The organism is Shewanella jiangmenensis (assembly GCF_018596335.1).
GTDB lineage: Bacteria > Pseudomonadota > Gammaproteobacteria > Enterobacterales > Shewanellaceae > Shewanella > Shewanella jiangmenensis.
Genome location: NZ_JAHEPS010000012.1, coordinates 29,362 through 52,959, shown reverse-complemented (window position 1 = coordinate 52,959; position 23,598 = coordinate 29,362). Strand labels below are relative to the sequence as shown.

Below are 23,598 nucleotides of genomic sequence, written 5' to 3'. Positions count from 1 at the left end.
GCAGCTCCCGGCCATTAATCCATTTCTGTGATGGTCTGAACTTCGGCTTAAGCCTCGTTGGCCATCTTCATCGCTTCGAAGGCATGCCCCAGCTTATCCAACTTTAATGCGATGATTGGTGTAATTGAATGAAAATAAACACATTTAATCCGTGGCATTTCTTAATCTGCGGCAGCTGGTTTTGATTGGTAATATGCATTTAATAAAATAGATTGTATACAGTATGTAATCGATGTTAAGGTTTTACCGCGCTTTGGCCATAAATTGCCCACAAGAAGGACTGGGCCGGCGCAACACTCAGGCAAAGGGAAAAAGGAAATCTTAACCATGTACCACACAAGCAAACAGGCGCCCAAGAGCGCCTTTTCTGCCCGCAAAACACTGGCCGCGATGGCGGTGGGTTCCGTGCTGATGATAGCCACCCCCGCCATGGCGGTAGACGGCTCCAGTATCGTTAAAGGGCAAATCGTCAACGGTGAAGGCGCAGCCCTTGGCGGTGCCACCATCACCCTCAAGCACAAGGCCAAGGGGCTGGTGTACACAGTCACCACCAACGATAAGGGTGAATACCTGCTGCGTAACGTGCCTGTGGGTGAGTACGACATCGAAATCCACAAGCCCGGCTTTAACGACTCCCGCGAGGCGGGTGTGCGGGTGGAAGTGGGTCAGGCGCTTATTCTCGACGGTCAGTTGCTGGGTGCCGGCGATGCGTCCATGGAGCGTCTGGCGGTAACCGGCAGCATGATCCGCCGGGTGGATATGGCCTCTTCGACCTCGGGTGCGACCTTCACCCAGGACGATCTGGCGCTGATGCCGGTGAACTCGGGCTTTGAAAGTATCGCCATGCTGACTCCGGGCACAGCCGCGCCGGGTGGCTCGGCGTTCCGTGGTGCTTCCAGTTTCGGCGGCGCGTCATCTGCTGAAAACGGCTATTACTTCAACGGTATGAACGTGACCAGCATCCGCACAGGCTTAGGCTCCATCGGCCTGCCGTGGGAAGCCATCGCCCAGACGCAGGTGATGACAGGCGGCGTGAGCCCCGAATTTGGCGGTGCCATGGGCGGTATCATCAACGCCGTGTCCAAGTCCGGTGACAACGAGTTTAAATTTGGCACCCAGGTACGCTGGGATCCGGACAGCATGCGCGCAAACCACGACTCCATTTACGACCATGCCGGCAATATCAGCACCAACACCCGCCACGACAGCTATGACTTCCGTGAGGTGCAGCTGTGGGCCAGCGGCGCGATAGTCGAAGACAAGCTGTTTTATTACGGCCTGTTTAATCCCCGCCGCGACGACAGCGACTGGGCCGGTCAAAAGAATATGGGCAGCCGCGAGCGTAAAGAAGACCGCTGGTTTGCCAAGCTCGACTGGTTTATTTCAGATGCGCACTCGGTTGGCATCTCGGCCATGAACAACGAGCGTAACTGGGATACCACCAACTATTTATACGACTGGGAAACCGATGTTATCGGCGCGCAAAACGGTGCCACGGCTCCCGGCCGCGACGGTGGTCAGGTTTACAGCATTAACTACAACGGCTACCTCAGCGACAGCTTCTCGGTATCGGCCGTGGTCGGCCGCACAGTCGAAACCATCTACAACGTGGTTGCCTCGTCTAATCCGTCGGTCTATGACTACCGCAGCGCGACTACCCTGAGCAGCCATACCAACTCATCTGTGTCGGAAGAAGAATACACCCGCGATCAGGCCAGGGTGGATTTTCACTGGGATCTGGATGATCACTCGATTCAGTTCGGGGTGGATTACACTCAGGTGCTGGTGGACTTCACCTCTGGCCAGAACGGCATAGGCGATGCCCAGGGTTGGTGGAGCATCAAGACCGCCGGCGTAAACGATCGCTCCGGTGCTGCTGCCGGTGAAGATTATATCGAGCGTCGCATCCGTACCCGCTACACAGATTCAGACGTGACCTCGCTTGCCTTCTACGCCAACGATTCCTGGCAGGTAACCGACCAGCTGGTGCTGAACCTCGGCCTGCGTTACAGCGGCTTTGACAACACAGTGTCGGACGGTCGCTCCTATGTGTCGGTGGATAACCAGATTGCCCCGCGCCTGCAGGCGATTTACGACCTGCACGGCGATGGCAGTGCCAAGGTATATGCCACCTACGGCCGTTACTTCCAGCCTGTGTCGGCCAATATGAACATCACTCAGGGTTCTTCTTCCATCGAATGGTTTGAGTATTTTGAGTTGGATCAGGTAGATGGCAGTGGTGCACCAGTGCTGCTTGCCGATGGCTCTCCGAGCCGTGGCGACATGCTGCGCGACCGTTACTGGCGTCAGCGCGGGATCACTGAGCCTGGCCTGATTGCCTCAAGCAGCCTCAAGCCCATGTACAGCGATGAGTTCACTGTGGGTTATCAGCAGGAGCTGTTTGACACCATGAGTGGCGGCGTGCGCTTTATTTACCGCGACCTTGGCCGCAGCGTGGAAGATACCGACGTAGGCCCGGTGCTGGCCAAGAAGCTTGCCGAGCTCGGGATTGAAGATAACGTGGGCCAAAGCTCCTACTACGTACTCAATAACCCGGGTGAAGCCATTACCATGTCTTACGACTTCGACGGTGATGGTCAGGTCGATACTGTCACCCTGAGTGAAGATGAGCTGATGCTGCCCAAGGCCAAGCGTAAGTATCTGGCGATGGAGTTTACCCTCGATGGCCGCGTGAGCGACGATTTGACCGTCAACAGCTCCTACACCTGGTCCCACAGCTACGGTAACACCGAAGGTCTGGTGAAGACAGACAACAACCAGGCCGATCCGGGCTGGACCACTTCCTATGACTATGGCGATCTGATGGATCACAGTTATGGCGATCTGCCCAACGATCACCGCCATGCGTTCAAGGTGAGTGGCGCGTACAACCTGACCGACAGCCTGGTGCTGGGTCTGGTGGCCCGTACCACCTCGGGTCGTCCGCAAAGCTACTTCTCTCAGCATCCGGAAGGCGTTGACAGCTGCGCTGCCGGCAGCCCGTGGGATGATTGCATCAGCCGCTACTACGACCACGCGTCGCACTACGATGAGAATGGCAACCCAGCCCCCCGTGGCAGCGCCGGTAACCTGCCCTGGGTGACCAATCTGGATTTGTCGCTCACCTACAACACCGCGCTGTTTGGTGGCGACCTGATGCTCAAGGGCACAGTGTATAACCTGCTGAACGCCGACACCGCCACCTCGGTGTTTGAAGAACGCACCCGTTATGCCGATACCCCGAGCGGTCTTGAGCTGAACCCGGATTACGGCATGGTGACTGACCGTCAGGAAGCCCGCTACCTGTCGCTCATCGCCCGCTACGAGTTCTGATAGCCCTAAAGGCTTTGGAACCCTGGGCATGAAAAAGGCCGGCAAGTTGCCGGCCTTTTGTCTTTTAAGTGTTACTTCAATATGTTGGCCAAATCTTTTTCCAGCGACTCGGTCGGGCGCTCGACGATGCGGCCTATCTCTTCGCCCTTATTCAGCACGATAAAGGTCGGAATGCGCTTGAAATCGTATTTGGCGGCCAGAGCTTCGGGGTCTGACTTGGCGCGGTCTACGCCTATGTAAGTCACCTTGATATTGGGGTTGGCGACTTCTTCGATAATGCGGATAAAACGCGGGGTCTCGCGGTGGCAGTCCGGGCACCAGGTGCCGATAATCACCACAATTTCAATCGGTTCGGCGACTGCCTTGATGGGGCCAAGGGCTGAGGTATCGACCTGATAGGTCTTGTAGCCTTCGCTGAATTCAGGCAATTCGGTCACGAGGCGCTCGGCCTCCACGATTCCGGTCAGGATCACTTCCTGTTTCTCCTCGCTGCAGGTTGCAAACAGGCCATTGGCTTTGTTTTCGAAGCCGCAGCCGGAGTCTGCCAGCAGCGGGGCGGTGAAAAACAGTGCCGTAGTGGCCAATAAGGCTTTGATGTTACTGTGCATCCTCTTTCCTCACAAGCGATGGGGCTGGCTTTATCCAACCATGGTTGTGAGCTGAATGAAAGGATAGGGGGGCAAGGCTTTGGGCTGGATCACCCTTTGCCGGAAAATGTGGCCTCCGGCAAAGGATGTATAGCGGTGCTGTGGCTCAGCGTTTTACTTTGGGTGCCTTGTCGGAGCTGAAAATGTTCCAGTCCATCTCCACACCGGTTTCCTGCCAGCGCGCCACCGCAATCAGGCGGTGGTCACGGCCCGACAGCTCGTTGGGGATCTGGTTTTTTTCGAAATAGACCTCGGTCTTTATCTGGCTGTCAGTAAGCCCTGCTTCCTTCGCCATGGCGCGGATAAAGTCGCTGCGTCTCTGGGCCAGCGCCTGATTATAGGCCTCGCTGCCTTCGGGGCTGGTGTCGCCAATCAGCACCAGCTCGGCACCATCCTTGCCGGCAAGCTTTTGCATCAGCGCAATCCATTCGCTGCGCTCGGCGCTGCTCAGGGTGTCTTCATCGTAACCGAACATGATGACGCGGCTCGCTTTACGCTTTTCGGCGGTGGCATTTTCGCAGCCATTGTTGCTGATGCTGGCACCGCCCGGGGTGGCGGTGCAGCCATCGCGGGCATCAATAACGCCGTCGCGGTCAAGGTCGGTGAGGGCACGGGTTTGCTCTGCGACTTCAAAGCTGTCACCGGGTTCGATGGCGCAGCCGCCAAGGAATATAGCTGCAAGCAGCGCGGGCAGGGCGAGAGTGTGTTGTGACTTCATATTATTTCTCCTCGGTCCAGCTCTCGGGGGTATCGACCCGGAAGGATTCCATCAGGCTGCCGGTGACATTGATAAGCCGGTAGGCCGCGCCCTGATATTTGTAGTGGGCATCGAGGTAATTTTTGCGGGCGAGGAACACCTCGACCTTGGCATCCAGCACGTCCAGCAGCGAGCGGCGGCCGAGATCAAACTGGCGCTGATAACCCTGCTCGGCTTTCACCGCCTGATCCACGTTTTCGCGGTAAAAACTGCGCTGCTCGCCGACAAAGCTGTAGGCGTTCCAGGCGAGGCGGGTCGCTTCGACCACCTGCAGCTCTGTCTGGCGGCGGATAGAGCGGGCCTGCTGCACCCGCCAACTGGCGGCCTCGGCGCGATCGACATCGCTGCCGCCGTTGAACAGGTTATACGACAGCACCAGCATGGCGCGGGCATCTTCATCGGGGCCGGCGATGCCGCCCATATTGTCGTTGCGGTTGGCCTGCAGCTCCAGCGACAGTTTGGGCAGGAAGCTGCTCTTGTCGCGCTCATACTGGGAGTTGGCGGCGTCCAGATCCTTGCTGGCGGCATCGATTTCAGGGTGTTTTTCCACGGCCTTTTTCAGTGCATCGCCAAGATTCTGCGGCACATATTCAAAGTCGGGGCGGGGATCGATAAGCTCGCTCGGCATCTGGCCGACCAGATCGAAGTAGCGGGCTTCGAGGTCCATCTGCTCGTTGCGGGCGGCAAGATACGCCGATTGCGCCGTAGCGACCCGGGCACGCACCTGAGCCACATCGGAATCGCTCGACAGGCCACGGCCCTGGCGGGATTCAATATTTCGCTGAATTTCCTGATGTTCTTTAACGTTTTGCTCCGACAGTTTGACCACCTGATTGATGCGGGCAAGCTGCAGGTACACTTCGGCCACTTCGAGGCTGATATTTTCGGCAAGCGAAATCAGCCCGAACTGCTCGGCTTCCTGCTCAAACTGCAGCCGGTCAACCTCGTTGCCGGTGCGAAAGCCATCGAACAGCAACTGGGTCAGCTTAAGGCCGACTTCGGTGCGGTCAAGCTCTGAGTCGACCTGTTTGCCGTTGTTGTAGCGCACATACTCGTAACCTGCGGCGCCGTAAAGATTGAGCTGCGGCAGGTAGTTGCCTCGGGCGGCGCGCTTTTCACGCACGGCCGCTTCGAAACCCGCGTACTTTTCGAGTATGCGGGGATGGTTGTTGATGGCTTCTGCCACTGACTGCTCCAGCGTCAGTGCCTGACTCGCGGTCGAGAGTGCCAACAGGGGAAGAATCAGGAGTTTACGCATAGTGTCCTTACCTTATGGTTCACGCAGGGCATTGGCTTTGGCCCGCAGCAGCGGTTTAAGCCAATACTCCAAAACGGTTTTGCTGCCTGTTTGAATATCTGTGGTGGTTTGCATGCCGGGGATAATGGGACGGCCGCCCAGATCGCTGCTGTGGGTGCGGATGTGCACTTCAAAATAGGTGGTGCCATCTTCGAGGTGATGGGCGTCGGGGCTGACGTACACCACCTCGCCCTTGAGGCCACCGTAAATCACAAAGTCGTAGGCGCTGAACTTAACCGTGGCGCCAAGCCCTTGATGCACAAAAGCGATATCCTTGGGGTCGACCCGACTCTCGACAATCAGCGCCCCGTCGCTCGGCACCAGCTCCATGATGGTTTGCCCCGGTTCAATCACGCTGCCGGGGGTGCGGATGGCGATATTGTTGATGCTGCCGTCAATCGGCGCCTCAATGCGGGTGCGCTCCAGCCGGTCGGCCAGTGCCTTGATGTTTTCGTTAAGACCATCGAGTTTGTTCTGCGCCTCGTGGCGCTCGGCTTCGGCGCGGTTGATAAACTCAAGCGCCAGGGTGCGGCGCTGCGCTATGGCTTCATTCACGGCGGCATCGAGCTGCACCAGGCTTGCCTGGGTGGCCGACAGCTCACCGCGAAGGTTTATGGCGTCGCGCTCAAGCTTAATCAGCTCAAGCTCGGCGACAGCGCCCTCACGCACCGCATCGCGGGTCATTTCCAGCTCCTGCTCGGCAAGCTTAAGGCTGCGACGGGCGGCGCTTTCACGGATACCGGCTTCTTCGCGGGCCTGCCGTTTCTGGTGCACCGCTTCGGCGCCCTGTTCAAGCTGGTTTGCCAGCTGCGACAGCCTGGCATTGAAGATGGTCAGGCTACGCTCATCCAGCGCCGCACGGGCAGGCTCAAGGCTGATGCGATGTTGCCAGTCGAGGCTGTCGTTAAGCTTGACTGAGGCTATCTCGGCGTCGAGGCGGCGCACCAGCACATCGAGCGCCACGCTCGAGACCCGCGCCTCATCCACCGCCGAGGCAAACCGCAGGCTGTCGAGCTCCAGCAGCGGCTCACCGGCCTTTACCTTCTGGCCGTCGGTGACGTGCATGGTTTTGAGCAGGCCGCCATCAAGGCTTTGAATGCGGTGCACCTTGAGGGAGGGCACCACTTGCCCCTGACCCACGACCACTTCTTCGAGGGTGGCGAAATTGGCCCAGACAAGGGTGGCCGCTATCAGGCCGACCACCAGATAAATGATGTGATTGGCGCGCCGCGCCGCTTCGAGGTGGCGTACATGCAGGCTCATTCGCTCACCTCCCGGCGGCTGATGCTCACCGATTTGAGCCGCTTGCCGCTACCAAGCTCAGAGGGGCGCTGCTCGGCCACGATCCGGCCCTTATCGAGAATAAACACCCGGTCACACATGGCGAGCACCCTTGGCTGGTGAGAGGCAATCACCAGGGTTACGTCCCGCTCCAGCGCCTTGAGGCTGGCGATAATCTGGTTTTCGGCGCGCTCGTCCAGAGCGCTGGTGGGCTCATCGAGCAGCAGCAACTTGGGCTCACGCAGCAGCGCCCGCCCAAGCAAAATCGCCTGACGCTGGCCGCCCGAAAGCTGGCGGCCAAACTCGCCGACCTGAGTTGACAGTCCAGCGCCCATCCTGTCGAGCAGCTTGTCTATACCACTGCTGACCAGCACCCGGGCAAGCTTTTGCTCGTCCACTTCATCGAGCCCCAGCAGCAGGTTATCGAGCACGGTGCCGAAACTCAGCAGCGGCTGCTGCGACACCATGCCGATATGGCGGCGCAAGTAAGGCTGCGACCATTGGGATGCTTCAAGCCCGTGGTAAAACACCTGTCCGGAAGAGGGGCGATATTGGGCGGCAAGCACCGCCAGCAGGCTGGATTTACCGGCACCGGATGCGCCGAAAAGTCCAATCCGCTCACCGGGCTTGATGTCGATGTTGATATCGCTGAAGGCCGGCATGGGCTGCTCCGGATAACTAAAGCAGGCGTTTCGTAGCATAACCGAGCCGTCGAAGCCGAGCTTGGTGGCGTTGAGGCTTTGCACGTCGGTTTCCTGCGGCAGCGCCATAATCGAGTCGATGGCGGTCATGGCACTGCGGGTCTGGCGGTATTTGAGCAGCAAGATGGCGATTTGATTGATGGCCGAGGCGGCGCGGCCGCTCAGCATCACCAGCGCAATCAGGGCGCCCATGCTGAGGTTGCCTTCGTAAATCTGGTATACCCCGGCGACCACCAGGCCAACCGTGACCAGCTGCTGACTGGCGGCCACCAGATGGCTTAAGGTGTTGGAGGCGATACGGGATTCATTCTGCCAGTCGGCAAGCTCGCGGATGCTGTTGTCCCACAGCCGCTGCGCCTTGCCAAGGGCGCCTGCCTGCTTGAGTTCGGGCAACAGGTTCAGCGTCTCAATAAGGTGCGCCTGTTTTTGGGTTGAGAGCTGACCGGACTTTTCCACCGCCGCGGCGATGCGCCGCTCAAGGATAAGGCTCATGCCAATCAAAAACGCCATGGCAAACACAGGCACCATCACCATCCAGCCGCCAAGCCAGGCCATCAACGCCAAAAACAGCAGGGTAAAGGGCAGATCCACCAGGGCTACAAGTGTCGCACTGGTAATAAAATCCCGAATCGAATCAAATTCCTGCAGCTGTTTTGCAAAGGCGCCCGCCGAGGCTGGACGGTTTTCCAGCTTCATGCCCAGCAGCTTGCCAAAGAGCTTACCTGACACCTGCTGATCCACATGTTTGCCTGCCACATCGGCAAGCCGTGCGCGGGACTGACGCAGCAGGTAATCGAACAACATGGCCACGCACACGCCACTTGCCAGCACCCACAGGGTGTCTGTGGCCTGATTGGGTACCACCCGGTCGTACACATTCATGGTAAAGAGCGGCGTGACCAGCGCCAGCAGGTTGGCGGCAAAGGAGGCCAGTAAAAAGCTCTTCAGGAAGGGGCGCATCTCATCGAAGGCCTCAGCCAGATAGTGGCGCGGGCTACTCTTTTGATGCTCGGTGGCGCGAAGATCGGTAAGCTCCTTTGCTTGTATATACCAGCTGCGGCCAAGGCAAAGGGTCTGCCATTCGCCGTGACTTAAGCTGCGACTTTCGCCGTTTGCCGACTCCAGCGCCAGGCCGTCTTCGGCCCTGCGCCTAACAAGCCAGGGCTCGTCTTCAATAAACACCAGCGCGGGCACCGCCATGTCGGCAGGCGGCAACTTTTGCAGCGACGCCGCAAGCTGAAACCGGCTCATAACCTCGGCGAGGTTTTCCGGTGTTACCGCCAGTGCCAGCTGCGACAGCTCCGCCAGTGGCGGCGTGAGCCCGAGGGCTGCGCAGCACTGGCTGATAAGGGCGCGGCTTTGATGAAAGTCAGCACTCATGACTGTTGTCCTGCAAGTTGCTGCTGCTCCATCAGCCGGTTAAGTTGCTCGGTGCCATCGAAGCTCTCAATGATGACATCGTTGCCTGTGTCTATCCCGCTGAAAAAGCCGCTGTCGCTGGTTTGACTGCTCTCGATGCTCTGTCCGATAAGCTCCGACAGTGTGGCCAGATACTCGGGCTCAGGCATGGGCATTGGCTCCGGCAGTGGCTCTGTGTGTGGATCATCTGCGCCGGTTTTCAGCGGGCTGAATCCACTGAGCGACGTCCAAAGTTCGGCCATAGTGCCCGAGGAGAACTGCGGTGCGCCCTGTTCGGATGACGAGAGTGAGTCCGTCGCATTCGTGCTGCCAAAGCTGCCTAAATCCAGATCTATGCCGGTTTTGGCATCGCCCGGCTCGTCTATCTGTGGCATGCGATCCACATCGGCTGGGGACTGCGTATTCGGTGCATCGCCCTGTTGCACGTCCCCGGTCAACTGCGGTCCCTGATAGCGGTACAAGGTTGGCTGTGCCTCCTTGATGCTGCCATAGGAAGCGTCGTTCAACTGAGGCGTTGGGGCAGACGGCAGGATAGGCGCGTCCCATAGCCCGGGGACGAAACGGGGCAGCTCGGCATCGCCACCCCAGTAGAAGCCATCATCCATCTGCACAGAGATGCTATTGCTGCCGCTCCAGGGGGCGGCCAGCGCCGGTGCACTGACATCCACAGTCACGCTGATGCTCTCTGTGGTGCCGGCAACGGTTTCACCGCTCAGGGTGGCGCTTGGTTTTAAGGTCAGCACAAAGCTGTCGCCGTCGCTGGCACCCAGCACTTTAAGGTTGCCGACGTTGGCTATGTCGACAACCCACTTGCTGCCGGATTGGGTTGCGCCTTCCAGTGTCATGCCCGCAGGCAGGCCGGTGATTTCCAGTTTGCCGGTTTCGCCCGGCGCCGGGTTTTGCAGCGCAAGGCCAAGGCCGAGCAGCAGGTTGTTGGGATCGTTTGCCACCACATCATTCACAGCCGTCCACACCGGTGGGTCGACCTCGGGAGTGAGCACTATGTCGAAATTGAGTACTTCGGCGCTGCTGACGTCGGTCATGGGCGTGCCCAGTACCGTGTTGCTGTCGATGCTCTCCAGGCGGACTTCTGTTTTCAGGGTGCCAAAGGCCAGTGGTCCCGGGTGGATTTGCAGGCCATTAACCGAGGTGGCGGCCACTTCCACCGTGGCGGTGTAAACGCCGCCGGACTCAGTGAATGACACAAAGCTGCCGCCGATAGTGACCCCTTCAAGGCCTTCGAGTGAGTCGGCAGAGGTGATGATAACCGTGACCCGCACCTGCTCCTGCCCGGTCACATCCAGGGTTTCGGCCTTGAATTTCACGTCTATTACTTCGTCTTCTTCGGCCGCGTACTGTTTTTGCGGCGGCTGGATGAGCTGCAGCCCGTCGGCGATGGGGCGCACCCCGACGATAACCGTGGTGCCGTTGTTAACGTAATCGTTGGTGCCTTGCTCCCAGGTGACAGTGCCGACATTGAGCTTGATATCGCCGCTGAAGTTTTCCGGCGGCAACAGTACCAGGCCGCTGAGCTGCTCGGGCTCCACTGACCAGGCGAAGGTGGGTTTGCCGTTAAAGCTGCCGCCGTCCGGGCCTGTGTTGGGCAGCTGAATCAGGTTGCCGCCGGCGTCCTGATAGTAGAGCACTGAGCCTGCCGGTACGCCGCTGACGGTGAGGTAAATGACCTCGGAGCCGTCCTGGTCAATCAGGCCAACGCCGCTGCTATCCAGACCCGCAAGGCTAATCAGGCTGTCTTCATCGCCAAGGATTTCGACCGTGGTGCCCGGTAGCTCGGAGGCGTCGGTGACAGGGTTGACTATGATGTTGAACGTGCTTAACACCAGCCGGGTGTCGGTCATCAGGGCGCCGCCGACCATGGCGGTATCAATGGCGGTAGCACTGAAGGCGATGCCAAACTCACCGGCAAGGTGCAGTGGCGGCACAAAACGCAGATTATTCAAGGCGCTGCCAAGTTCAGTAAGACTTGTGCCGGTAAACACCCAGGTATCTGTGGTGCCAGCCTTAAGCTGGAACAGGCCGCTGTCGTCCTGCAGGCTGCCACCGTCGAGCAGCTTAAGCTCTATCGGTTTGGTGGCATCGCCAAACACAAAGCTCTCATTACCGCCGGTCGTTGGGCTACCATGGGGGTCGACAAAGCTGATTTTTATTCCAAGCGGCACAGGGGTGTCTTCGTCCATTGCGCCATTGCCGATATTCAGTATCGCGCCATCGGCCTTGGGGGCTATTTGCGCTTCCAGGGTTTGGGTTTCATCAAGCTTGGTATCACCGCTCAGTGAGTCGGTGGCTATGATGCGGATTGGAATAGATAAATCGCCGGCATAGTGCTCGCTGATACCGTGCAGCGCCAGATTGCCAAGGGATGCGGTGGTAAACACCCATTCAATCACGGCCTTGCCGCTGGCGTTGTATACGGCTTCCACATCGGCGCCGGTAAAATAGCCGCCCTGTGGCAAATCACTTGCCAGCACGCGGAAGCTCACCACGTCGTTGGTATCTGTGGTGATGAGGCTGTTGAGATGGCCGGCAAAGCTGATGCCTTCATCTTCAACGGCGTCCGCCACTGTGAGCTGCAGGTCATCCACTTCGGTCGCCAGGCTGTTGCCCGCGCCCTGCAGGAAGGTCACGGTAAAGTCGGTGGAGATGATTTCACCGTCGTCGCGGTCGAGCACCCGCGCGTTGATGGTCACTTTGGCATCGGTTACCGGCTCATCGCTGATGATTTTCACATCTTTGAGAATATCCAGCCCCCACTCGCGCACTGTGTCTGTGGTGACGCCCGGCACCTTGATAAGCCAGCGGCCATTGCCATCGTGAATGGCGCCAAGGGGATGCTCCACATACCAGCCAGTGCCGCTTGGCAGGACGATTTCGACGTAATCGAGCCGCTCAGAGCCATCGATATCGGCCTCGAAAAACTTCACCTGGCCTGTGATGTCGATGGGGCTGCCATCGCTGCTGACAAGGCTTGGCTCGGTGGCCTTGATTTCGGTGGTGATATTCACCTGGGCATCAACCAGCAGGTGAACGCGGCTGTCTATCCAGCTGCTGACGGTTTCACCGTTGTTTGAGGTGTCGGTTATCTGATAGCGCACGGCAAGATCAAACTCGCCATCGGCATCCTGGGGCGGCAACAATGCCAGACGGCCAGAATGGATCAGCGCATCCAGGGTAGGGCTGGAGGCATCGGTCAGGGTCGATAAATCGAGCCCGCCAGCGGGAATGCTGATGGGGCGGCCATCGATAAGCAGCGTCAGGCCATTGTCGGCGGGCAAGAGTATCAGGCCCGTGATGCTTTCGCTGGCATCGATGTCGGCGCCAAGAAACGGCGCGAGGTCAATCACTGCCGGCCGGTTTTCGAGCCCTTCGTTGGGGGTGATAAGGCTTTCGCCGGTTTCATCCACAACCGGCGACACTTTCAGTGCCACCGTCAGGCTGTATTTGGTGCTGTCGCCGTCTTTTTCAGTGCTTTGCACGTTGAGGGTAAGGTTTATGTCACCGCTGAAATCCCGTGGCGGCACCAGACTTAAGCTGGCAAGCTCGGCGGCCGACACGCTGTAAACAGGTGCCGAACCATTAAAGCCTACCACCGGCAGGTTGACCGGGTTGCCGGCGGCATCGATGAGCTTTGCGCCCTCAGGAATGCCGGTCAGAGTCAGGTCGAGGGTTTCGGAGCCATCGTCATCTGAGGTTTTGAGCAAGAAGTCGAGCTTAATCGGCGTGTCTTCTGCCAGAGTCGCCTGATTGCTGATGGTGGCGCTGGCATCATCCATTACCCAGCGCGCCGGGTCTGCGTCTATGGTGGGCGCATCGTTGGCTACGCCGCGAAGCTTGATGGTGATGCTTTGCGACTCGCTGTAATTGGGGTTGGGGTGAATAATGCCGTCGGCCGGTGGAATGCCGTCCTGGGTCTCTTCGCTGGAGAAACTGCGCACGCTGAGCTCAAAGTTGCCAAAGGTGGCTGAGCTGACGTCGGCTTTGGGGACCACAAAGGCATTACCACTGTTGACGTCATCGCCGCTGACGGTCCAAATGCCGGGGCTGACCTGTACCGCTGAGGGCGCATCGATAATCCAGCCATCGGGCAGGGTAAATTCAAACCCAAGGGTTTCGGAGCTGTCCGACAGGCTGCCACCCACTATATCCCGCGCATCGATTGGCTTGTCTTCGTCGCTGCTGATATCACGCGCTTCAATGCTCGGTTTATCTGCAACAGGTTTGATATCAATTTCAACGGTTTTGACCACACCTGTGGCCACATCGCCGTTGTCATCCTCGGTGCTGATGGGGGTCACATCAAAGGTCAGTACCCCTGCCATGTCCTTGCCAATAGTAGCTTTAAGGGCCGCAAGTTCGGCGGGCGTCAGCAGCATGCCTTCGGTAACGGTTTTGCTGCCTGTGGTGAGGGTCAGGCCGTCGCTGATGTTACTGATGCGGAAGGTTACCGTTTCCGAGCCCTGGGCGTCGGCGCCGTTTTCATCTTTGGAGCTGGCGCTCAAATTCAGGCTGATGGGCGCGGCATCTTCAAGCACCGAGTAGCTGAACTCGGCGCTGCTGTCCCACTCAGGCGCATCGGCAACCGATACCACGCTGATGGGCACTTCAGTGACAGTGTCCGACAAGGAGCCGTTGCGGTCGATGGTGACAGTAATCTTGATGTTGATGCTGTCGGTGGCATCAGATAAGTCGTCTGCGGGCAGATAGGTCAGGTTGCCGCGAATGTTGGCCGTGCCTGTGAGCGGGTCAACCAACAAAGCGCCGCCGGCAAACAAATAAGTGCCTCCAGTTGGGAAAATCTGAATGCCATCAATAAACAAACTGCCGCCGGCGAGTGATGCCGCATCAATCTTAATCGCTGAAATGGTCTCGTTTTCGTCCTTGTCGCCGGGGTAGGCGAAGATGTCGAGCCGGCCTTCAGTGTCTTCATGAAATACCGGGTCGAGTATCACCACCTTGCCATCTGAGTCCTTGGCATTGAGGGTCAGCACAGCGGTGTCGGTATCGCCGTCCTTATCTTCGATGGTGAACACCAGATCTTCGGTATACAGGACGCTGGCGTAGGTAAAGAGCTCTGGGACCAGGGTCGCCAGGCCAGTCTTGTTGACTGTAAGGGTGCCGTAGCGCTCGCCTGTGTCGGTAAAGAGTTCAATGGTGTCGCCGGCGTGGTATTCCACGCCCTTGTAGATGATTTTTTGCAGCGTGCCTGTGTCGCGGCCGGTCTGATTGATGTTGAAAAGCCTAAGCTGCGATGAATCATCGGTTTCAAAGAAGTTCCACACCTTGTCTTTGGGGAGTGGAATGGCATCGGTCAACGCGACGGTAATGGTCTGGGCGGCTGAGCGGTCGTTGTCGGCATCGACCGCTTGCACCTGGAAATTCAGGTTCATTACATCGGCGCTGCCGGCAATGGGGTGATCCATCGGCAGGGTTTGCTGGAAGGTCACTGCGCCGCTTGCATCGAGCTTAAGGCGGAACACCTCGTCACCATCGCTGCGGGTGGCAATGTACCAGCCATCGGCATCGGCACTGGTACTTAAGCTGATGGCAAGCCCGCCGCTGCTGTAGCCATCGAAACTGAATCCCTCAGCAAGCTGCAGCGCTGTGATGCTGTCACTGCCCTGGCTGATTTCAATGTTGCCCGTGATGGTGATTGGCGCGTCTTTGGGGATGTCCTGCTCGTTTAAGTCCATCACCATTGGTGTGTCTATGCTGGGCGCCAAGCCATCGTGAATGGCGAGGCTGATTTGGCTTAGGGCCTCGCTGCCGTCAGAGTCGACAAAGCGGATGGGCAGTTGCAGTTGGTTAGTGCTGCCATCGCCGCTGAGCTGATCGATTGGGCCAAGCAGTTTCACATCCACATTGACCCGGGCATTTTCGCCTGCGCTGATATTGATATCTTTGGGCAGGCTCACGGTTAATACCAGTGCGCCGCTGCTGGTGCGCCCTTCAAGCACGGCGCCGCCATCTTTGAGCACCCAGTTGATGGCCTGACCGTTTTGGGTCAAAGGATTGCCGTCTTTGTCGGTGGCAGCGCCTGCGCTGACGGCAAAGCTTACATCCACCACAGGGTCGCGGGTGGCGGTAATGTCGATGCTGCCGGAGTCGCGGTTAAAGCCTGAATCTGAGGGCAGCTCCGATACCTCAAGCGCAATATTGGCCGCGACGGCGGGGGCGCCGTCGGCAACCGAGAAGTTAATTTGCGCCTTGGTGGTGTCGCCGTCTTTATCGGTCAGATTGATGGGGATGGACAGCAGCCCGCCCGGCTGGTCAAAGGCGCGCAGCAGGGTAATTTGATATGGATGGCCCGTGGTGTCGGCCGCGGTGTTAAAGCTGCTGTTAAGTTGCACTACAAACACCGGATTGGCCGGGTCGCCTGTGTGTGCGGTCAGCACTGTGCCGTCGGCAGATAACTGGTAAACGATGGGCTCAAGCCCTGCTGTCAGCACCGGCATGGCGCGCAGGTCGCCAAAGGTAAGGCTTGAAAGTTCATCACTGCCGACCGTGATGTCCATGGTGCCTTGCTTGACAATCGGACTGCCGAGCAGGTTATTTTCATCAAAACTTAAGCGGCTGATATTGCTGATGGCCGGATTATTGCCATCCTGAATATCGATAATGATTTTGCCCTGGGTGGCGGCGGTGCCGTCGCTGTCGGTGGCGTTGACCTTAAGCTTGAGGCTTATCAGCTCACTTGTCAGATGATCCAGAGGTGAGCGCAGGTCGAGTGTGACCTTGGCGCTCAGATCCCGTCCTGCCGATGTGGCAGCAAGCGTGAGTACAAACACCACTTCACCACCGGCGCTGGCGGTGATCTGTTTGCCATCGGCCGACAGGCTGTAACTGAGGGCGTTACCGTTACTGGTAATGCCAAGGGCGTTGAGTTCAAACGGCGTTTGGGCATTGAACACCATAGAATCGGCGACCAATGCATCTGACCCCGCCACAATAATAAAGTCGCGACTTTCCAGCAGGTTGCTGTCGGCTTTGGGCTCGACTAAGGTGTCGCGATACTCACCTATCACGGCATTGTTGCCGTCGTTGATGCGGATATAGGCCGAGGAGCTCGATTTGGAGCCATCGGCATCGACGGCGTAATAGCGGAAATCGAGCAGTTGGTCGACTCGATTGTCCAAATCTCCGGCCGTTTTCAGGTGCCACACGCCTTTGCTGTCGATGGTCAGCTCGCCGTAACTGGTACTCACCACCAAAGGTGTGCCGGGCTGCACATTGTAGCGGGTGCCTTCGACCTCAATGGCTATCAGGGTCAGGCCTTCGAGACTGAAATCATTGGCAAATACCGAGCCGCTGACATCCACAAGTTCTTCGGTTTCGTAGACGTCAGGCAGAGTCAATTCGGGCGCGTCAACGACGTTGAGCATCGCATAGGTGAATACAGTTTCTGAGGTGCCGTCGGCATCGTTTTGCAGTGCCTCGAGCTGAATGAACAAGGTCGCAGCGCGGCTGATTTGATCGAGTGGCTGCAGCAGGGTGACTGTCAGGACATTACCGCTGAGGCTGGCTGTGAATACAGCTGCGCCATCGCCGCTTCGGCTCGCCGTGAGGCTCATGCCATCACTGGCGACACTGAGCACCAGAGTCTGCCCCATGGAGGTGATGCTACTTAGCAATGGCTGGGCGGCGCTGATGCTGAGCGTCGCGTCCGGAATCGAGAAAGTGACGTCGGAGCTGATGCTGTCATTCAGAATCAGGCCCGCTTCATACACTGTAATGTCAGCGGGCTGGTACAGGGTCGGCAGGGCGTCGCTGGCGCTGTTGCCGGATTTATCGGATACAGTGACATCCACCATCCAGGCAGCCCGTTTGTCCATACCGGCTACATCCAGTCCGTCAAACTGCCAGCTGCCATCGGCCTGAATCAGCGTGGTAAAGGTGCGGGTTTCCTTGCCATCGCTGATGCTGAGTGTAACGGTTTGTCCGGCTTCCACCCCAGTGGTGGTGCCCTTGAGCGAATCTTCCATACCGAAAATCAATTGCGAGCCGCCGTAGCCGTCACCGGTGTCGATATCGATACTGATTTGGGTGTCGAGCACGCTGGTGTCGCTGGCGCTGGCATTGTTGCCGGCAGCGTCGCTGACCGTCGCATCCACTTTCACCTGGCCATCAACAAAGCCGAGCGCCACTAAATCGATGCCGCTGACGCTGTAGCTGCCGTCGGCGCTCACTGTGGCTGTGGTGGTAAAGCTGTGACCGGCCGAATCGGTGAGCACCAGAGTCACTGTTCTACCTGGCTCGATATTGCTGGTGGTGCCGGAGAGGCTAATGCTGCCAGCTTCGCTGCTGCCAATCAGTTCATCGCCGCCATCGACAATCACCACTGTGATGGAGGCCAGCGAGTCCTTGAGATTGCTGGTGCTGGCGTTTGCGGTGTTGCCTGAGATATCTGTGACTGTGGCATCGAACTTAAGCTCGCCATCGGCGAGGGATGAGAGGTCGGCGTTATCGATAAACCAGGCGTTGCCTGTGGCTGTGGTGGTAAAGGTGAGCTGCTTGCCGTCTTTGTCGGTGACTGTGACTGTGACGGTTTGGCCGTCTTCCACTCCGGCGGTGGTACCGAAAATGTCGGTGACTTTGCTCTCTTCGGCGTTGATAACATCATCCGCGCCTGCAATGACGTCGATGGTAATGGCGGCGCCTGTATCTTTTTGGTTGCTGGTGGCGGCGCTGGCGCTGTTACCGGCGATATCGCTGGCGGTTGCATCGAACTTAAGCTCGCCATCCGCCAAAGAAGATAAGTCGGCGTTATCGACCAGATACTGGCCACCACTCACCACTGCGGTAAAGGAAAGCTGCTTACCGTCTTTGTCGGTCACGGTAACGGTAACTGTTTGACCATCTTCGATGTCGGTGACTGTGCCGAAAATATCAGTGATCTTACTCTCTTCGCCGTTGATAACATCGTCTTCGCCTGCGGCAACGTCTATGGTGATGGTGGCATAGAGGTCCACCGGAATGCTGTTTTCGGAGTGGGCGGGGTTACCCGCCACGTCACTGACATCGGCAGTAACGTAAAGCATGCCATCAGCAAAGCCGGTTAAATCCAGGTTGGGAATGGCCCACAGGTTGCCATTCACCACTGTGGTGAGGGTCAGGGTTTTACCCATGCCATCGCTTAAGGTCACCGTGATGGTTTGGCCGTTTTCGACGTTAAGCACCACGCCGCGCACTGTAACTGAGCTTTGCTCGGCGGCATTGATCACATGGTTATTGTCGGCGACCCAGACAAAAATCCGCGCGCTGGTGTCTTTTTCATGCACCGCGCTGGCATCGGCCGGGTTACCGGCAAGGTCTTCGGCGCTTGCATCAAAGCTGAGCTCGCCATTGGCAAGGGAAGACAAATCTACATCATCAAGCTGCCACTCTCCGCCCACCACTGTGGTGGTGAAAGTTAAGCTTTTGCCGAGCTTATCGGTAATGGTGACGGTAACCGTTTGACCATCTTCGATATTGCTCACTGTGCCTGTGATATCGACTGCCGTTTGCTCGGCCCGGTCTATGTATTCATCATCACCAGTGAGCACATCGATGCTGATACTGGCGAGGGTGTCTTTGAGGTTCTCCGTGCTGGCGCTCGCCGTGTTACCGGCCACATCGGTCACAGTGGCATCGAACTTAAGCTCGCCGTCGGCTAACGAGGAGAGATCGGCGTTATCAACCAGATACTCACCGCCGCTGACGATGGCGGTAAAGGTGAGCTGCTTGCCGTCTTTGTCGGTGACGGTGACGGTAACTGTCTGGCCATCTTCCACGCCGGCAACTGTGCCGAAAATGTCAGTGAGCTTGCTCTCTTCGGCGTTGATAACATCATCCGCGCCCGCGGCAACGTCTATGGTGATGGCGGCGCCTGTGTCTTTAAGGTTCTCTGTACTGGCGCTGGCCGTGTTGGCAGCGACGTCAGTGACGGCGGCGTCAAACTTAAGCTCGCCATCGGCCAGAGAGGAGAGGTCGGCGTTATCAACCAGATACTGGCCGCCGCTCACGATGGCGGTAAAGGTGAGCTGCTTACCGTCTTTATCGGTGACGGTAATGGTAACTGTCTGGCCATCTTCGATGTCGGTGACTGTGCCGAATATGTCGGTAACTTTACTCTCGTCGCCGTTGATAACATCGTCGCTGCCTGCGGCAACATCTATGGTGATGGTGGCATAGAGGTCCACCGGAATGCTGTTTTCGGCGTGGGCGGGGTTACCGGATACGTCACTGACATCGGCGGTGACATAGAGCATGCCATCGGCAAAGCCGGTTAAATCGAGGTTGGGAATACTCCACAGGTTTCCGCTCACCACTGTGGTCAGGGTCAGGGTTTTACCCATGCCATCGCTTAAGGTGACCGTGATGGTCTGGCCGTTTTCGACGTTGAGTACCACGCCGCGCACCGTGACATTCGTTTGCTCGGCGGCATTGATGACATGGTCATTGTCGGCGACCCAGACAAAAATCCGCGCGCTGGTGTCTTTTTCATGCACTGTGCTGGCGTCGGCCGGGTTGCCCGCGAGGTCCTGGGCGCTGGCATCAAAAGTGAGGTCACCGTTAGCAAGGGATGAGAGATCTACATCATCAAGCTGCCATTCACCGCCCACCACTGTGGTGGTGAAAGTTAAGCTTTTTCCGAGTTTATCGGTAATGGTAACGGTAACCGTTTGACCATCCTCGATATTGCTCACCGTGCCTGTGATATCGACTGCGGTTTGTTCGGCGCGGTCTATATACTCATCCTCGCCGGTGAGCACATCGATGGTGATGCTGGCGAGGGTGTCTTTAAGGTTCTCCGTGCTGGCGCTCGCCGTGTTACCGGCGACATCTGTGACGGCAGCATCGAACTTAAGCTCGCCATCTGCGAGAGATGAGAGGTCGGCGTTATCAACCAGATACTCACCGCCGCTGACGATGGCGGTAAAGGTGAGCTGCTTACCGTCTTTGTCGGTCACGGTAACGGTAACTGTTTGACCATCTTCGATGTCGGTAACAGTGCCAAAAATGTCGGTGACCTTACTCTCGTCGCCGTTGATAACATCGTCTTCGCCTGCGGCAACGTCTATGGTGATGGTGGCATAGAGGTCCACCGGAATGCTGTTTTCGGCGTGGGCTGGGTTACCGGAGACGTCACTCACATCGGCGGTGACATAGAGCATGCCATCGGCAAAGCCGGTTAAATCCAGGTTGGGAATGGCCCACAGGTTGCCATTCACCACGGTTGTCAGGGTGAGGGTTTTACCCATGCCATCGCTTAAGGTCACTGTGATGGTTTGGCCGTTTTCAACGTTGAGTACCACGCCGCGCACCGTGACATTCGTTTGCTCGGCGGCGTTGATCACATGATCATTGTCGGCGATCCAGACAAAAATCCGCGCGCTGGTGTCTTTTTCATGCACTGCGCTGGCGTCGGCCGGGTTACCGGCAAGGTCCTGGGCGCTGGCATCAAAAGTGAGTTCACCGTTGGCAAGGGATGAGAGATCCACATCATCAAGCTGCCATTCACCGCCCACCACAGTGGTGGTGAAAGTTAAGCTGTTGCCGAGTTTATCGGTAATGGTAACGGTAACCGTTTGACCATCTTCGATATTGCTCACTGTGCCTGTGATATCGACGGCGGTTTGTTCGGCGCGGTCTATGTATTCATCCTCGCCGGTGAGCACATCGATGCTGATGCTGGCTAGGGTGTCTTTAAGGTTCTCCGTGCTGGCGCTCGCCGTGTTACCGGCCACATCGGTCACAGTGGCATCGAACTTAAGCTCGCCATCTGCCAGAGATGAGAGGTCGGCGTTATCGACCAGATACTCACCGCCGCTGACGATGGCGGTAAAGGTGAGCTGCTTGCCGTCTTTGTCGGTCACTGTGACAGTGACTGTCTGGCCATCTTCCACACCGGTGACCTTGCCGAAAATATCGGTGAGCTTGCTTTCTTCACCATTAATCACCTCGTCGGCTCCGGCTGCGACATCTATTGCTAGCAGGGCTGTGGTGTCTTTCGGGCTGGTGGTAACAGCGATGGCCGAGTTACCGGCGACATCGCTGACGCCAGCGCTGAACACCAGCTCACCATCGGCGAGGGAGGAGAGGTCGGCATCATTAATCAGGTATTCGCCGCCGCTTACTACGGCGGTAAATGTCAGCTGATTGCCGTTTTTGTCGGTAACAGTGACTGTGACTGTCTGGCCGTCTTCGACGCCGCTCACTGTACCGGAAATATCTGTGCCGTGGCTTTCAGCGTCGTTAATTACGCCATCGTCACCGCCATCGACCACTACGGTAATCTGCGCCGTGCTGTCTTTCTGGTTGACTGTGTAACCAAGCGCCGGGTTACCGGCTTCATCCAGGGCGGTGGCGATAAAAAGCAGATGACCATCGTTGATGCTGGATAAGTCGGCGTTATCGATTGACCAGGCGCCATTGATGAGCACTGTGGTAAAGCTCAGTACTTCGCCTTTGGCATTGATAACGGTAACCCGGATGAGGCTGCCATCTTCAATGCCCTGCGCGCTGCCAAACAGGCGGGTGGCGGCACTTTCGGCGCCGCTCAATACGTCATCGGCGCCGGCGGCCACATCGATGCTGAGCTTGGCAAAGGTATCTTTTTGCACCACTGCTGCGCTGTTTGCCGGGTTGCCGGCCAGATCCACGCTGCTGGCGCTGAACTGCAGCGGCCCATCGGCGAGTCCGGTTAAATCGGCATTGTCGATGCGCCAGACGCCATCTGTCACCAGCGCCTCAAGTTCGATGACCTTGCCATTGATATCGGTGACTTGCACCTTGACGGTTTGACCGTCTTCGATACCAGTTACCGTGCCGAAGATGTCGGTGATGTGGCTTTCAAGCCAGTTAAGGGTGTCGTCTTTCCCTGTGCCCACCTCGATGGTGATGACGGCGCTGGTATCCTTGATGACGACTGTGTCTGTGATGGCGGGGTTACCGGCGATATCTGTGGTGCTGGCGCTGAAGGTCAGCTCGCCGTCGGCAAGGCTCGAGAGGTCGGCATCGTTTATTTGCCACTGGTTGCCATTGACGACAGTTTCAAACTGCAGGCTGTTGCCGGCGCTGTCGGTGACGGTGACCACCACCTTTTGCCCATTCTGCACATTACTGACTTTACCGCTGATGTCGGTCAGCGGGCTTTCGGCGCCACTCAGCACCCCATCGCCGTGGCTGTCGACGGCGATATCTATGCTGGCGAGGGTGTCTTTGATGGTGTCGTCGCTGGCATTTTCAACCTGGCCCGGGTAGTCGGGGGCCGAGATGGTGGCGGTCAGTGGGCCTTCGGCGAGGGAGGACAGATCCAGCCCCTCGATGGACCAGCGCTCGTTTAGGATGATGACAGTAAAGGTTAAGCGATTACCGGCGCTGTCGATGATTTCCAGCAGCAAGGTGTCGCCGTCGCGGCCATTGGTGGCATCGCCGCTGATTGAGACAGTGTCAATTTCAGCCTGATTCAGGTAGTTGTCGCCACCATCTTCAATCTGAATGCCAAGTACCAGCGGCAGCAGCGGATTGGCATCGGTTTGGCGCTCCTCCGTCGCAGTCGCAGCATTTGGTGCGTCGGCTTCGGTATCAAAGCCTGAGCGTGGCACGATTTTCTCGTGCTGCTGGCGATAAGGACTAAAGCCGAAATTGATCCCTTGCTGATCCGGGTCAGCACTCTGATCCTGAGCCGGTTGGCCTGGCACTGCGGCAAGTGAGTTGTCGCTGCCATCGGGGCTTGGCGCCATTGGGGGCAGGGCCTTGAGGGCGGCGACTGCATCGTCCGGCAGCGCCATGGCGGTATCGTTGAGGGTGACAAAGGGTCGACCGTTGATGCTGTATTCAAGGGCATCGGCATTCAGGTATACCAACCCCAGCTCATCGAGCGCTGCGGCCGGGATGGCCTCGGGGTTGTCGAGCTTCAGCCATTCACCCTGACGGGTTACCGCCCAGACTGAGGAACCTATCTGAACAAAGAAAATAATGTCCGCGTGGGGAAGCTTAGTCATGCCTGTATCCTTACTGCATAAACAATCGACGGCCCTGGTGACTCAAATAAAGAATATAACGCTGAAAAGCAATCACTTGGCCAAACAGCCCATATTCCTGTGTTTAGTGCTCAAAAACAATAAAGCCACCTGTGAGGTGGCTTTATTTATCGATGATTTAATA

The 23,598-nt window shown here is 57.6% G+C and carries 7 protein-coding genes; 1 reads left to right on the top strand and 6 read right to left on the bottom strand.

What is annotated here, in order from left to right; all coding sequences use genetic code 11:
- Positions 1–327: 327 nt before the first annotated feature.
- Positions 328–3,333 (top strand): TonB-dependent receptor, encoded by a 3,006-nt coding sequence (locus KJI95_RS18215; protein ID WP_214508635.1) that lies wholly within the window; start codon positions 328–330, stop codon positions 3,331–3,333.
- Positions 3,334–3,404: 71 nt separating this feature from the next.
- Here KJI95_RS18215 and KJI95_RS18210 read toward each other — a convergent pair whose 3' ends face one another.
- From KJI95_RS18210 to KJI95_RS18185, 6 genes are all read right to left on the bottom strand, one after another.
- On the bottom strand, positions 3,405–3,941 hold the full coding sequence (locus tag KJI95_RS18210) for a thioredoxin family protein (protein ID WP_214508634.1): 537 nt from the start codon (positions 3,939–3,941) through the stop codon (positions 3,405–3,407).
- 145 nt (positions 3,942–4,086) lie between these two features.
- The gene (locus KJI95_RS18205; protein ID WP_214508633.1) at positions 4,087–4,698 is read right to left on the bottom strand and encodes an OmpA family protein; all 612 of its coding nucleotides are present in this window, start codon (positions 4,696–4,698) and stop codon (positions 4,087–4,089) included.
- Between the two features lies 1 nt (position 4,699).
- Positions 4,700–5,995, bottom strand: a complete 1,296-nt coding sequence (locus KJI95_RS18200) for a TolC family outer membrane protein (RefSeq protein ID WP_214508632.1) — start codon at positions 5,993–5,995, stop codon at positions 4,700–4,702.
- Positions 5,996–6,007: 12 nt separating this feature from the next.
- Positions 6,008–7,297, bottom strand: a complete 1,290-nt coding sequence (locus tag KJI95_RS18195; protein ID WP_214508631.1) for an HlyD family type I secretion periplasmic adaptor subunit — start codon at positions 7,295–7,297, stop codon at positions 6,008–6,010.
- The gene (locus KJI95_RS18190) at positions 7,294–9,396 is read right to left on the bottom strand and encodes a type I secretion system permease/ATPase (protein WP_214508630.1); all 2,103 of its coding nucleotides are present in this window, start codon (positions 9,394–9,396) and stop codon (positions 7,294–7,296) included. The genes KJI95_RS18195 and KJI95_RS18190 overlap by 4 nt, the downstream gene beginning before the upstream one ends.
- Complete coding sequence (locus KJI95_RS18185; RefSeq protein WP_214508629.1) at positions 9,393–23,435, bottom strand: T1SS-143 repeat domain-containing protein; 14,043 nt, start codon at positions 23,433–23,435, stop codon at positions 9,393–9,395. Before KJI95_RS18185 ends, KJI95_RS18190 begins: the two co-directional genes overlap by 4 nt.
- Between the last annotated feature and the right edge of the window lie 163 nt (positions 23,436–23,598).